This window comes from Acholeplasma hippikon, from assembly GCF_900660755.1.
Taxonomy (GTDB): Bacteria; Bacillota_I; Bacilli_A; order Acholeplasmatales; family Acholeplasmataceae; genus Acholeplasma; species Acholeplasma hippikon.
The window spans coordinates 997,515-1,009,691 of sequence record NZ_LR215050.1 but is presented as its reverse complement, the minus strand read 5'-3'; the positions used below and the strand labels follow the sequence as shown (position 1 = coordinate 1,009,691).

Annotated in this window: 21 protein-coding genes; all 21 read left to right on the top strand. The window is 34.6% G+C overall.

From position 1 onward, the window contains the following. The first annotated feature begins 5 nt into the window (after positions 1 to 5). The 21 genes from rplN (at position 6) to EXC59_RS04815 (ending at position 12,172) form a co-directional block, all read left to right on the top strand. Positions 6 to 374, top strand: a complete 369-nt coding sequence (gene rplN / locus EXC59_RS04915; RefSeq protein WP_035368620.1) for a 50S ribosomal protein L14 — start codon at positions 6 to 8, stop codon at positions 372 to 374. Positions 375 to 388: 14 nt separating this feature from the next. Next, entirely contained in the window at positions 389 to 760 is a 372-nt protein-coding gene (gene rplX / locus EXC59_RS04910) for a 50S ribosomal protein L24 (protein ID WP_035368618.1), read from the top strand. Further along, positions 760 to 1,299 carry a 50S ribosomal protein L5 gene (gene rplE, locus EXC59_RS04905; RefSeq protein WP_035368616.1) on the top strand — a complete coding sequence of 180 codons (540 nt, stop codon included), beginning with the start codon at positions 760 to 762 and terminating at the stop codon, positions 1,297 to 1,299. Before rplX ends, rplE begins: the two co-directional genes overlap by 1 nt. Before the next feature lie 12 nt (positions 1,300 to 1,311). Further along, positions 1,312 to 1,581, top strand: coding sequence for a 30S ribosomal protein S14 (gene rpsN, locus EXC59_RS04900; RefSeq protein WP_035368614.1), 270 nt, complete (start codon positions 1,312 to 1,314; stop codon positions 1,579 to 1,581). A gap of 12 nt (positions 1,582 to 1,593) precedes the next feature. Then, the gene (gene rpsH, locus EXC59_RS04895; RefSeq protein WP_035368612.1) at positions 1,594 to 1,989 is read left to right on the top strand and encodes a 30S ribosomal protein S8; all 396 of its coding nucleotides are present in this window, start codon (positions 1,594 to 1,596) and stop codon (positions 1,987 to 1,989) included. A 19-nt stretch (positions 1,990 to 2,008) separates the two neighbouring features. Beyond that, on the top strand, positions 2,009 to 2,548 hold the full coding sequence (gene rplF, locus EXC59_RS04890) for a 50S ribosomal protein L6 (protein ID WP_035368610.1): 540 nt from the start codon (positions 2,009 to 2,011) through the stop codon (positions 2,546 to 2,548). Between the two features lie 13 nt (positions 2,549 to 2,561). After that, the gene (gene rplR, locus EXC59_RS04885; protein WP_035368608.1) at positions 2,562 to 2,912 is read left to right on the top strand and encodes a 50S ribosomal protein L18; all 351 of its coding nucleotides are present in this window, start codon (positions 2,562 to 2,564) and stop codon (positions 2,910 to 2,912) included. 17 nt (positions 2,913 to 2,929) lie between these two features. Then, the gene (gene rpsE, locus EXC59_RS04880) at positions 2,930 to 3,439 is read left to right on the top strand and encodes a 30S ribosomal protein S5 (RefSeq protein ID WP_035368606.1); all 510 of its coding nucleotides are present in this window, start codon (positions 2,930 to 2,932) and stop codon (positions 3,437 to 3,439) included. Between the two features lies 1 nt (position 3,440). Next, entirely contained in the window at positions 3,441 to 3,620 is a 180-nt protein-coding gene (gene rpmD / locus EXC59_RS04875; RefSeq protein ID WP_129614257.1) for a 50S ribosomal protein L30, read from the top strand. Between the two features lie 12 nt (positions 3,621 to 3,632). Beyond that, positions 3,633 to 4,070 (top strand): 50S ribosomal protein L15, encoded by a 438-nt coding sequence (rplO, locus tag EXC59_RS04870; RefSeq protein WP_035368603.1) that lies wholly within the window; start codon positions 3,633 to 3,635, stop codon positions 4,068 to 4,070. A gap of 1 nt (position 4,071) precedes the next feature. Next, positions 4,072 to 5,373, top strand: coding sequence for a preprotein translocase subunit SecY (secY, locus tag EXC59_RS04865; protein ID WP_051658966.1), 1,302 nt, complete (start codon positions 4,072 to 4,074; stop codon positions 5,371 to 5,373). 3 nt (positions 5,374 to 5,376) lie between these two features. Continuing rightward, the gene (locus EXC59_RS04860) at positions 5,377 to 6,027 is read left to right on the top strand and encodes an adenylate kinase (protein ID WP_035368602.1); all 651 of its coding nucleotides are present in this window, start codon (positions 5,377 to 5,379) and stop codon (positions 6,025 to 6,027) included. Continuing rightward, a complete protein-coding gene (gene map, locus EXC59_RS04855; protein WP_035368600.1) occupies positions 6,028 to 6,777 on the top strand; it encodes a type I methionyl aminopeptidase in 750 nt (249 codons plus the stop codon). 9 nt (positions 6,778 to 6,786) lie between these two features. After that, on the top strand, positions 6,787 to 7,005 hold the full coding sequence (gene infA, locus EXC59_RS04850) for a translation initiation factor IF-1 (protein ID WP_035368599.1): 219 nt from the start codon (positions 6,787 to 6,789) through the stop codon (positions 7,003 to 7,005). An 11-nt stretch (positions 7,006 to 7,016) separates the two neighbouring features. Further along, positions 7,017 to 7,133 (top strand): 50S ribosomal protein L36, encoded by a 117-nt coding sequence (gene rpmJ, locus EXC59_RS04845; RefSeq protein ID WP_035368597.1) that lies wholly within the window; start codon positions 7,017 to 7,019, stop codon positions 7,131 to 7,133. Between the two features lie 13 nt (positions 7,134 to 7,146). Further along, entirely contained in the window at positions 7,147 to 7,521 is a 375-nt protein-coding gene (gene rpsM / locus EXC59_RS04840) for a 30S ribosomal protein S13 (RefSeq protein WP_035368596.1), read from the top strand. Positions 7,522 to 7,523: 2 nt separating this feature from the next. Further along, complete coding sequence (gene rpsK, locus EXC59_RS04835) at positions 7,524 to 7,919, top strand: 30S ribosomal protein S11 (protein ID WP_035368595.1); 396 nt, start codon at positions 7,524 to 7,526, stop codon at positions 7,917 to 7,919. A 26-nt stretch (positions 7,920 to 7,945) separates the two neighbouring features. After that, on the top strand, positions 7,946 to 8,938 hold the full coding sequence (locus EXC59_RS04830; RefSeq protein WP_035368593.1) for a DNA-directed RNA polymerase subunit alpha: 993 nt from the start codon (positions 7,946 to 7,948) through the stop codon (positions 8,936 to 8,938). Positions 8,939 to 8,944: 6 nt separating this feature from the next. After that, positions 8,945 to 9,304 carry a 50S ribosomal protein L17 gene (rplQ, locus tag EXC59_RS04825; protein WP_035368592.1) on the top strand — a complete coding sequence of 120 codons (360 nt, stop codon included), beginning with the start codon at positions 8,945 to 8,947 and terminating at the stop codon, positions 9,302 to 9,304. Between the two features lie 113 nt (positions 9,305 to 9,417). After that, positions 9,418 to 10,086, top strand: a complete 669-nt coding sequence (locus tag EXC59_RS04820; protein ID WP_035368591.1) for a hypothetical protein — start codon at positions 9,418 to 9,420, stop codon at positions 10,084 to 10,086. A 46-nt stretch (positions 10,087 to 10,132) separates the two neighbouring features. Beyond that, a complete protein-coding gene (locus tag EXC59_RS04815) occupies positions 10,133 to 12,172 on the top strand; it encodes an endonuclease (RefSeq protein WP_051658965.1) in 2,040 nt (679 codons plus the stop codon). Positions 12,173 to 12,177 lie beyond the last annotated feature (5 nt).

The following is a 12,177-nucleotide window of genomic DNA, read 5'->3' as shown; positions in this document are numbered from 1 at the left end:
AAGACATGATACAGCAAGAATCAAGATTAGTGGTTGCTGACAATTCAGGTGCTCGTGAAGTTCTAGTTATTAGAGTAAACGGTGGTACTCGTCGTCGTTATGCAAACATTGGTGATATCGTTACAGTTACAGTTAAAAAAGCTACTCCAACTGGCGTAGTTAAAAAAGGTGACGTTGTAAAAGCGGTAATTGTTAGAACAAAACAAGGTATTAAGAGAGCTGACGGTTCATACATTAAATTTGATGAAAACGCAGCAGTTATCATTAAAGATGATTTAAATCCAAAAGGTACACGTATCTTTGGACCGGTTGCAAGAGAATTAAGAGAAAAGAACTTCATGAAGATCGTCTCACTTGCACCAGAAGTGTTGTAAGGAGGTAGCCACATATGAAGATTAAAACTGGAGATACAGTTGTAGTGATTGCTGGTGGTGATCAATTTACAACTGACAAAAAAGGCGTGCAAACACGCAAAACTGGTCGCGTTTTAAAAGTAAATCAAGAAAAACAAACAGTGATCGTTGAAGGTGTAAACCTTGTTAAAAAGCATGAAAGACCAAAAACTGCAAATGACAAAGGTGGCATCATCGAAAAACCAGCTCCAATTCATGTTTCAAACGTTGCATTAGTAGATCCAAAAACTGGTGAAGCTACAAAAGTTGGATACAGAATTGAAAATGGCGTAAAAGTACGTTTCGCTAAAAAATCAGGTTCATTAATTGATAAACCTGCAAAAACAAAGAAGGAGGCTAGCAAATAATGAGTAACTTAAGAGAAGTATACAGCACAACAATCGTTCCAAAGTTAATGTCTGAATTTGGATACTCATCAGTTATGCAAGCTCCAAAATTAGAAAAAATCGTAATTAATATTGGTGTTGGTGATGCTGTTGCAAACTCTAAAGCTTTAGATGTTGCAGTTGAAGAATTAACATTATTAACTGGTCAAAAACCATTAATTACTAAATCTAAAAAATCCATCGCAAACTTTAAATTACGTGAAGGACAAGCTATTGGTGCTAAGGTTACATTACGTGGAGAACGTATGTACTATTTCTTAGAAAAATTAATTTCAGTAGCTTTACCACGTGTACGTGACTTCCGTGGAGTTTCAGCTGATTCATTTGATGGACGTGGAAATTACACTTTAGGTGTTAAAGAGCAAATCATTTTCCCAGAAATCAACATTGATAAAGTAACTAAAGTACGTGGTATGGACATTATTATCGTTACAACGGCAAATACCGATAAGGAAGCTAAGAGCTTACTTACTGCATTCGGTTTCCCGTTCAAGAAGTAAGGAGAGAGTCCCATGGCTAAAAAATCAAAAATCGCTAAAGATTTAAAACAACGTAAATTAGTAGAAATCTACGCAGAAAAAAGAAAAGCATTAAAAGAAGCTGGGGATTATGCTGCTTTAGCAAAATTACCTAAAGATGCATCTCCAGTAAGACTTAAAAACAGAGATTCACTTGATGGAAGACCAAGAGGTTATATGAGAAAATTCGGAGTTTCTCGTATTACATTCAGAGAGTTAGCACATAAAGGTGAATTACCTGGTGTTAAGAAAGCAAGCTGGTAAGGAGGAAGAACTATGGTTATGACTGATCCAATTGCGGACCTATTAACGCGTATCCGCAATGCTAATAAAGCGCGTCATCCTAAAGTTGAAATTCCTGCTTCAAAATTAAAAGCTGAAATTTTAGCTGTTATGAAGCAAGAAGGGTTCATTAAAGATTTTGTTGTTACAAATGATAACCAACCAAAAATTGTTGTTACATTAAAGTACACAGCAAACAATGAACGTGTCATCAAAGGATTGAAAAGGATATCGAAGCCAGGTCTTCGAGTATATGCTTCACTAGACAAATTACCTAAAGTATTAAATGGTCTAGGAGTTGCATTAGTATCAACATCAAAAGGCATTTTAACAGATCGCGAAGCACGCTTACTACAAGTTGGTGGCGAAGTGCTAGCTTACATTTGGTAATTAGGGAGGAATATAAAAAATGAGCCGTATAGGTAATAAAGTTATTTTAGTTCCTGCTGGTGTTACTGTAAATGTGAGTGAAAACAATCACGTTGTAGTTAAAGGACCTAAAGGACAACTAGAACAAAACTTCAATCAATTATTAGATATTCATGTTGAAGGAGATCAAATTAAGATTTCTAGACCAAACAATGATATCTTCACAAGAAAAATTCATGGAACAACTCGCGCATTATTATTCAATATGGTTAAGGGTGTTAGCGAAGGTTTCAAGAAAGAATTAGAAATTCGTGGGGTTGGGTACCGTGCTCAATTACAAGGTAAGAAATTAGTGTTACAACTAGGTTTCTCACACAATATTGAGTTAGACATCCCAGAAGGAATTACATTAGAAGTTCCAAAAAATACAGAAATTAATGTATTAGGTATCGATAAAGCTGCAGTTGGTCAATTCGCTGCAGAAATTAGAGAATTCAAGAAACCAGAACCTTACAAAGGCAAAGGTATTCGTTATGTTAATGAATACGTTGCTCGTAAAGCTGGTAAAACTGCGAAGTAAGGAGTAAGACAACATGATTAAGAAAATCTCATCTAACGTTTCAAGACAAAAGAGACAATTACGTATTAGAAAAAATGTCGTTGGTACTCCATCACGTCCAAGATTAAATGTATATCGTTCTAATACTACGATTTATGTTCAAATCATTGATGATGTGAATCAAACAACTTTAACAAGTGCTAATTCTAAAGAATTAAATTTAGGTGCTAACATGGAAGCTGCTACTGCAGTAGGTAAACTTGCTGCTGAAAAAGCTTTAAAGTTAGGCATCACTCAAGTAGTATTTGACCGTGCTGGTTACTTATACCATGGACGCGTTAAAGCGTTAGCTGAAGCAGCAAGAGCTGCTGGGCTACAATTCTAAGGGAAGGAGTCTATCACATGGCAGAAAAAGTATTTGAAAAACAAGAAGAACAAGTAGTTTTTGAAGAAAAAGTTGTTGCACTTAACCGTGTAACAAAAGTAGTTAAAGGTGGACGCCGCTTCCGTTTTGCAGCTTTAGTTGTAGTAGGTAACAAACAAGGTCAAGTTGGCTTTGGTACTGGTAAAGCAACTGAAGTTCCAGAAGCAATCAAAAAAGCAGTAGAAGCTGCAAAGAAAAATTTAATTACAGTTCCAATGACTAATGCTACAATTCCTCACTCAACTGAAGGAATCTATGGCGCTGGTCATATCGTTATGAAACCTGCTTCAGCCGGTACTGGTATCAAAGCCGGTGGTGCTGCTCGTATCATTTTCGAATTAGCTGGTATTAACGACATCTTATCTAAATCATTAGGTTCAAGAACTGAAGTAAACGTTGTGCGCGCAACATTTGCAGGCTTAGAATCATTAAGAACTCCTGAGTCAGTAGCTGCATTACGCGGTATCTCAGTAGATCAATTGGTGTAATATCATGACAGTAGAAATTACATTAAAGAAATCCTTAATTGGAAGACGTCCTCAACAAGTTGCAACCGCACGCGCATTAGGTTTAAAACGTATTGGACAAACTGTTGTTAAAGAACAAAATGATGCTATCAACGGAATGATCAAAGCTATTGCTCATTTAGTTGAAGTTAAAGAAGTGTAAGGAGGAAGAACTATGTTAGACAGCTTAAAACCAGTTCCTGGTGCTAGACACGCTAAGAAACGTGTTGGTCGTGGACCAGGTAGTGGAACAGGTAAAACCTCAGGTAAAGGTGCTAAAGGTCAATGGGCTAGAACAGGCGGCGGAGTTCGTCCTGGATTCGAAGGGGGTCAAATTCCTTTCTTCCAACGTATTCCTAAACGTGGTTTCAATAACTACACTAGAAAAGAATACGCAATCGTAAACACTCAAGACTTAAATCTTTTCGAAGATGGTACAGTTATCACTCCTGAAATTTTATTAGAAACTAAAATCATCACTAAAGTTTTATCAGGTGTTAAAGTTTTAGCATATGGTAAGTTAGAAAAGAAATTAACTGTTAAAGCAAATAAATTCTCAAACAGTGCTAAAGAAGCAATTGAAGCAGCTGGTGGAACTGTAGAGGTGATTTAACGTGTTAACACGCATTAAGAATGTATTAGCAAATAAATCTGTGATGATCCGCTTAGGTATTACCTTTGCGCTCATCGCAGTATATAGAATCGCAAGTTATATTCCAATCCCTTTATTTAATGTAGAATTACTTACAACAGGTGGTTCACAATGGGGTTCTGGATTCTTAGGAATCTTAAATAGCTATACAGGCCAAGCATTATCACGTTATTCAGTGTTATCTTTAGGGATATCACCATATATTACTGCATCTATCGCAGTACAATTATTACAAGTAGTAATTCCTCAAATGAAAGAATGGCAAGAAGAAGGAGATACAGGAAAAGCTAAAGCAGCTAGATTAACTAAGTATCTTGCTTTAGTTCTTGGATTCGCTCAAGCCTTACTATTAATTATTGGTACAGGTGAACGTGGTTCACAAATTCAAATCGGTGTAAGTTCTGGTATTGGAACATATTTATATATGGCATTAACAGTTCTTGCCGGAACAGTATTCACAATCTGGTTAGCTGATACAATCACTTCTAGAGGTGTGGGTAACGGTTCATCAATCATCATCGGTATTGGTGTTATGACATCAATTCCAATTATGATTTCAACACTAAGTAATAAATATTTAGGTACAAATAATGGTTGGGATATCGTAACTTACGTATTTATCCTAGTATTATATGTAGCAATTCTATTAGCTGTTGTTTATATGAATATTGCACAACGTAAAATTCCTATTTCATATGCTAATCGTCAAGGAAGTTTAGGTAAATCTGAATCTAACATTCCTTTAAAGATTAATTCAGCAGGGGTTTTACCAGTTATCTTTGCTTCAACATTATTAAGTATTCCTCTTTCAATTGTTGGGTTCTTAGAATCAAGCATTGGAGAAGGTACTAAATCATGGATTGAATCAATTTTCTCTTATAACCAACCAGTTGGATTCATCGTTTATATAATTCTAATTGTAGTATTCTCATTCTTCTACACATTCATGGTTACAAATCCGCATCAAATTGCTGATAACTTATCAAAATCTAATGCGTATATTCCAGGGGTTAGACCAGGTGAAGATACTAAGAATTATATTTCACGTGTGTTATTCAAAGTTACAGTGATCGGTACAGTTTACTTAGTAATTTTAGCAGCTCTTCCAATCATTACAGCAGCAGTCTTTGGCTTCGTAGGTCAAGAAGCAGCAAACATTACATTAGGCGGTACAGGTTTACTTATCGTTGTTGGTGTTGCCGCTGACACAACTCAACAAGTTGAAGCAGCTGCAAATCAAGAAACATATCAAGGACTATTTTAATAAATGAAAACTAGAATGATTTTTGTCGGACCTCCAGGTGCCGGCAAAGGCTCTCAAGCAAAAATTTTATCTGAAATGTTAAATATTCCTCATATCTCTACTGGAGATATGTTCAGAATGCACTTCAAGAACAATACGCCACTAGGTCAATTAGCTAAAAGCTATACTGATCAAGGGACATTGGTTCCAGATAGTGTTACTAATGAAATGGTAAGAGACAGATTCATGCAAGAGGATGTGAAGAAAGGATTTATCCTTGATGGATATCCTAGAAACCCTTCTCAAGCAGACTATCTTAATGAGTTGTTAAGTGAATTAGGATGGTCATTAGATGTGGTAATTAACGTCACATCTCCCGATGAGATAATCATCGATCGTATTACGGGTAGAAGAACATGTCCGGTATGTGGTTCAATTTATCACATTACAAATCAACCACCAAAAGTTGATGGAATTTGTGATAAAGATGGGGCAACTTTAGTACAAAGAAAAGACGATACAAAGGAAACTGTTGTAAAACGTCTATCTGTGTATCATGAAGAGACCTACCCACTCATCGCATACTACAAGTCAGCCGGGCTTTTAGTTGATATTAATGGAAATAGAGATTTAAAACCTATTACTAATGATATTTTAGAAATTCTTGGAGCATAAATGATTACAATCAAAAGTGCAAGAGAAATCGAACTCATGAAAACTGCAGGTAACATCTTGGCAAGAACTAGGGAATTCCTAGTTCCACATATTAAGCCGGGTGTTACCACACATGAGCTTGATGTTCTCGCAGATAAATTTATAAGAGACTTAGGTGGTATTCCATCATTTAAGGATTACAACGGTTTTCCAGCTTCTATTTGTACTTCAGTAAACGAAGTTGTTGTTCATGGAATTCCTTCAAAGAAAAAAGTTCTTAAAGATGGTGATATTTTATCACTAGATTTAGGTGTTAACTATAAAGGTTATCACGCAGATTCAGCATGGACTTATCCAGTTGGAACTGTAACTCCTAAAGTCGAAAAACTATTAAGAGTAACATTAGATTCTTTAATGGCTGGTCTTTCAGTTATTAAACCAGGGGCTTATGTTAACGATATTAGTATGGCTATTGAAGCAGTTATTAAACCGCATGGTTTTGGAATTGTTGAAGAGTTTACAGGGCATGGGATTGGTAGAAGTTTACATGAGGATCCAGCCATTCCAAATTTCGGATATGAGCCCAATAGAGTTCTATTAAAACCAGGGATGACATTTTGCGTTGAACCGATGGTTAATATAGGAACTAAACGTGTAAGAATTTTAGCAGATAACTGGACCACAGTAACACAAGATAAAAGTTATAGTGCTCACTTCGAGCATACAATCTTAGTGACTGAGACTGGTTACGAGATTCTAACTACAATATAAGGAGTAATTATGGCAAGAGAAGACTTAATTGAAGTTGAAGCCAAAGTGGTTGAAGTTCTACCCAATACAAAATTTAAAGTTGAGCTAGATAACGGACATACCGTCATCGCTCACGTATCTGGTAAAATCCGTATCAACAACATACGCATTTTACCTGGTGATAAGGTAACTGTTGAATTATCACCATATGACTTAAGCCGCGGTCGTATAACCTACCGCAAGAAATAAGGAGAAGCTATATGAAAGTTAGAGCATCGGTTAAAAAACGTAGTGCAGATGATATCATCGTGCGCCGCAAAGGTCGCGTTTACGTGATCAACAAAAAGAACAAAAGACATAATCAAAGACAAGGTTAAGGAGATTTAAACTATGGCAAGAATTGCAGGAGTTGACATTCCAACTCAAAAACGAGTGATAATCTCGTTACAATACATTTACGGTATTGGTGAAACAACTGCTCATGAAATCTTAAAAAATGCAAACGTTTCAGAAGATATCCGTGTAAAAGACTTATCAGATGATCAATTAGCAGCTATCCGTTCAGAAGTTGCTAAGTATGCAACTGAAGGGGATTTAAGAAGAGAAAGAACATTAGCTATTAAACGTTTAATGGAAATTGGTTCTTATCGTGGAATTAGACATCGTAAAGGTTTACCAGTTCGTGGACAAAACACTAGAAATAATGCACGTACTAGAAAAGGTAAAGCTAAACCGATTGCTGGAAAGAAACAGGTTGGTAAATAATTATGGCAGTAAATAATAAGAAAAAAACAACTAAAAGAAAAGTTAGAAAAAATATTCCATTAGGTGTTGCTCATATTCATACAACTTTTAACAACACTATCGTTACTATTACTGATACAGCAGGAAATGCAATTTCTTGGTCATCAGCTGGTGCTTTAGGTATTAAAGGTTCAAGAAAATCAACTCCATTTGCCGCTCAATTAACTTCAGAAGCTGCTGCTAAAGCTGCTATGGAAAATGGAATGGCTAAGGTTGAAGTTTTCGTTAAAGGGCCAGGACCAGGAAGAGAAGCTGCAATTAGAAGTTTACAAGCAGCAGGATTAGAAATTACAGCGATTAAAGACGTAACTCCAGTTCCTCATAACGGTTGCCGTCCTCCAAAACGTCCACGTAACTAATCTAAATCTAAATAGGAGGTATACTTGTGAAAGATTTAAAATTTGAAAAACCAACATCAGTAGAAGAAATTTCTCAAGAAGGTAATCTTGGTCGTTTCTTAGTAAAACCACTTGAACGTGGTTATGGTTTGACTTTAGGTAATGCATTAAGAAGAGTTCTATTAGCTTCATTACCTGGTGCTGCAATCGTGAACGTTAAAATCGAAGGTGTAGACCATGAGTTCTCTACGATTGATGGCGTTTATGAAGATGTAATGGGAATCATTCTTAACTTAAAGAAAGTAGTATTCTCAACCGATTCACAAGATCCACATTACGAACAAAAAGTTGAATTATATGCTGAAGGGCCACAAGCTGTTACAGCAGAATTCTTCAACTTAGTTGATGGTTTAACAATCGTTAATCCAAATCAACACATTGCAACACTTGCTGAAGGTGCAAAATTATCAATGACTGTCACAGTTAGACGAGGCATTGGTTATGTACCAGCAGATCAAAATAAGCAATTTTCTAAATATGAAGTAGGGGTAATTCCTATTGATGCGTTATATTCACCAGTTAATAGAGTGATCTATCATGTTGAAAAAACACGCGGAGATTTAGATGAATTAACTATTGAAATTGAAACAAACGGAGCAATTAAAGCTAAAGAAGCATTAGCATTAGCATCTAAGATGTTAGTTGACTACTTCCAAGTTATTGTTTCACTATCTGATAAAGCTGCTTCAATGGACTTCATTAGAGATGTCGAAGAAGAACCAGCAAGCAAAAAATCAGACACTAAGATTGAACAATTAGACCTATCTGTAAGATTATTTAACTCATTAAAACGTTCTGGTATTACTACTGTTGGCGAATTAATGAAATTATCTGAAGAAGAAGTTATGCGTTTAAGAAGCTTAGGAAGAAAATCATTCAAAGAATTAAAAGACAAATTAGCAGAACATGGTCTTGAATTCGAACACTCTGCAAGTAAAGATGCAAAGTTTGATTTCGATTCAGACGAAGATAAGGAGTAATTAACAATGGCAATACCATCAAGACTTCGCCGTACTACAGATCAAAGAAATGCGTTATTACGCGATTTAGTAACTGATTTAATTATCAATGATCGTATTATTACAACAGAAGCAAAAGCAAAATCTCTACAAAGATTAGCTGATAAAATGATTACTTTAGCTAAGAAAGGTACATTAGCTGCTCGCCGTCAAGCTGCAGAAACTGTACGTTTTGAAGAAGTTAAAGAAGGACAAAATGCACTTCAAAAATTATTTGATGAAATTGCACCACGTTACACAGATCGTAATGGTGGCTACACAAGAATCATTAAAACAGTTCCTCGTAGAGGGGATGCTGCGCCAATGGCAATCATCGAATTCATTTAATGGATAAAACTAAGATACCTTCGGGTATCTTTTTTTATGTTTATAATTTTGAATCATATGAATCTTCATGATATAATAAAAGTAATCAAATAGATGATAATAGGAGGATTTATATGCCGTTTGGTAATGGATTTAATTGGGGAGATTTAAATACATATTCATGGAAGGAACATGCTATTTTAGCTGCAGCATTATTCTTAATTGTTTTATTATTTATAGTTATTCCTCTTATGAAGGCTAAGCGCAATAAACAAGCTAAAAAAATAATTGTGGAATCTACAGTAGGATCTAAAAAACGTATTATTTTTAAAGATAATGACGGTGATTCAGTGATGTTTGCTGGTCCAAATGCTTGGTATATTGATAACACAGGTAAAACTGAGTTATACCGAGCAGTTGAAGGTAATGAAGTGAATTATGTTGGTAAAGCAATTTTTGGTTCTAAAGAAGTTAAAAAAGTTCAAATCACACAAGAAGATGATAACTTTGTTAAACATTCATCAATGGAACGTCATTACATAACTTTTGATTTCGTATCTCAAGATGAAGTAAGACTTGGCTCAAGAATTTTCTTAACAGAACGTGAAATTCTTCGTCGTTTAGAGCAAAAACGTAAACAAGAAGCTATTGAAGCTAAGGCATTAGCAAAACAAAATAAACTTGATGAAAAGCGTCAAGAGAAATTAAGCAAGGCTGAAAAAAAACGCGAAGCTAAAGCACAAAAAAGAACTGCTAAATTAGCAAAAAAAGAAAAATCAACAACTGAAGAAATCAGTAATTAATCAAAATGGCAGATTTTATCTGCCTTTTGTATTTAAGGAGAGAAAAATGAAGCGAGGACTTTATACACTTACTTTCATCATGTTAATATTTTTAGTTGCTTGTAAAATAGAAACTAAATTTGAAGTGAAGTTCTTTGTTGATGGAACATTATATAAAGAAGTTCAAGTTATAGAGAATTCTATAGCACATAATTATAATGATGAATATATTCCCATTAAAGAAGGCTATATCTTTGAAGGATGGTTTTATAATGAATCTTTTACAATGAGTTATCAACCAAATCAAGCAATCAAAGAAAACATCAATTTATATGCAAAAATGAGTGCTGAGACATTTACAGTATTTTTTGAAACTAATGAAGGAAATGATATACAAGATATAACTGTTTTATACAATAGAAATATTGAGTTGCCAATTCCAATAAAGGCAAATTACCTATTCATGGGCTGGTTTATAGATCCAGACTTCAATGTTTTATTTGATGAAAACACGCCAATTAAAAATGACATAAAACTCTATGCAAAATGGGTAATTAAACATGATTTAGGAGAGGTAGAATATGCAATAGAAAACACCTCACTAACTTTTACCGCTATTGATGGAGCACTTATATATCATGTTTATATAGGTGATGCGAGTAATCCAATTTTAATTAATGAACCAATCATTGATTTACTTCCATATGAATCACAGTTGCTAAACAAAACAAATGTAGAAGTTTATGCAGAGTTTAGTGAAGGCGAAAATCTAAAATTGTTTGATGTTGATTTACAATTTATTAGCAACAGTCTTAAGTATGAGACGGGTTTTGAAGAAGCAGAGTTTGTCGCTTCTACAACATATAATAATGCAACACCTAAAGTAACAGGTCCAATTAATCAATCTTGGGAATATGTAAGTGGTTCTGTTTCATCTACGCAACCAATTGATGGGACAAAGAGTTTTCAACTTCGCTTTTATAATAACCCGACGATTAGATATTTAGAAATGAAATTTGAAATTGTAAATATGTCTAAAGTTACATTCGTTTCAAAATCTCAGTATCATGATTTATTGGTTAAATACTATGTAGATGGGGTTTTATCTCAAACGCAATTTACAATTACACTGGATAATACAAATAAAGAACACACAATTAATATTAATGAAGAAGGACGAATTAGATTACGTTTTGAGATTCTCCCTCGTTCTAGTCAAACAAGTACACAAGTATACTTTGATAATTTAAAGATGTATACAAATGAAGAAGGTAGAAGCTTAGTTATACATCCTAAACTAATATATGATGATTATCCTGAAACTGATGAGGCAAAGCTATTAACACTTAAAAATCGATTCCAAAGTGATCGTAATAGTTTAGGTGCTCCAATGTATTCTAATGCATTATCACAAGCAGGACTAATTCAGTATTATGCCACTTTAAATGGCTTAACAGGGCAACAATTTAAGACGGAGCTGGAAAAAATTATATCTTCAACACATATGCGATTCATTTCATATGGAGAAGCAAGATTTGTTTTAGAAAAATCTGATTTAGTTGATGAGAATGGGAAACAATATTTAGATGGCTTATATGCAAAAACAAAGATTGTTAAATATTGGGATGGTGGGGAAACTTGGTCAAGAGAACATGTTTGGCCGAATTCAAGATTAGGTATTCCAAGAGTAGATAACAATACAAAAAATCAGGGTTCAGATGTACATAATCTTCGCGCAATTAATCCAAGTGTAAATAGTACACGTTCAAATAGGTATTTTGTACGCGGAAGTGGTGAGAATCAAACAATTGGTTCAAATGGATATTATCCTGGGGATGAATACAAAGGCGATGTTGCTAGAATTCTATTTTATATGGTTGTTCGTTACCCTAATATATTATCTTTAGTTGAAACTGATATTGATCGTGGTACTACATATGATCAAAGTAGTGCAGTGATGGGAGTATTAAGTGTGTTATTAGAATGGCATAAAGAAGATCCAGTTTCTGATTTCGAACGCAATAGAAATAACGTGATTTACAGTTATCAAGGAAATAGAAATCCGTTTATTGATCATCCAGAATATGTAGATTTATATTTTAGTTAACAAAA

Coding starts and splice junctions, on each gene's coding strand:
- rplE (WP_035368616.1), top strand. CDS start 760: ATGAGTAACTTAAGAGAAGTATACAGCACAACAATCGTTCCAAAGTTA.
- rplO (WP_035368603.1), top strand. CDS start 3,633: ATGTTAGACAGCTTAAAACCAGTTCCTGGTGCTAGACACGCTAAGAAA.
- rpsK (WP_035368595.1), top strand. CDS start 7,524: ATGGCAGTAAATAATAAGAAAAAAACAACTAAAAGAAAAGTTAGAAAA.
- rplQ (WP_035368592.1), top strand. CDS start 8,945: ATGGCAATACCATCAAGACTTCGCCGTACTACAGATCAAAGAAATGCG.
- EXC59_RS04815 (WP_051658965.1), top strand. CDS start 10,133: ATGAAGCGAGGACTTTATACACTTACTTTCATCATGTTAATATTTTTA.
- EXC59_RS04820 (WP_035368591.1), top strand. CDS start 9,418: ATGCCGTTTGGTAATGGATTTAATTGGGGAGATTTAAATACATATTCA.
- rpsE (WP_035368606.1), top strand. CDS start 2,930: ATGGCAGAAAAAGTATTTGAAAAACAAGAAGAACAAGTAGTTTTTGAA.
- rpmJ (WP_035368597.1), top strand. CDS start 7,017: ATGAAAGTTAGAGCATCGGTTAAAAAACGTAGTGCAGATGATATCATC.
- rplN (WP_035368620.1), top strand. CDS start 6: ATGATACAGCAAGAATCAAGATTAGTGGTTGCTGACAATTCAGGTGCT.
- rpsM (WP_035368596.1), top strand. CDS start 7,147: ATGGCAAGAATTGCAGGAGTTGACATTCCAACTCAAAAACGAGTGATA.
- rplR (WP_035368608.1), top strand. CDS start 2,562: ATGATTAAGAAAATCTCATCTAACGTTTCAAGACAAAAGAGACAATTA.
- rplF (WP_035368610.1), top strand. CDS start 2,009: ATGAGCCGTATAGGTAATAAAGTTATTTTAGTTCCTGCTGGTGTTACT.
- map (WP_035368600.1), top strand. CDS start 6,028: ATGATTACAATCAAAAGTGCAAGAGAAATCGAACTCATGAAAACTGCA.
- EXC59_RS04860 (WP_035368602.1), top strand. CDS start 5,377: ATGAAAACTAGAATGATTTTTGTCGGACCTCCAGGTGCCGGCAAAGGC.
- rplX (WP_035368618.1), top strand. CDS start 389: ATGAAGATTAAAACTGGAGATACAGTTGTAGTGATTGCTGGTGGTGAT.
- rpsH (WP_035368612.1), top strand. CDS start 1,594: ATGGTTATGACTGATCCAATTGCGGACCTATTAACGCGTATCCGCAAT.
- rpsN (WP_035368614.1), top strand. CDS start 1,312: ATGGCTAAAAAATCAAAAATCGCTAAAGATTTAAAACAACGTAAATTA.
- infA (WP_035368599.1), top strand. CDS start 6,787: ATGGCAAGAGAAGACTTAATTGAAGTTGAAGCCAAAGTGGTTGAAGTT.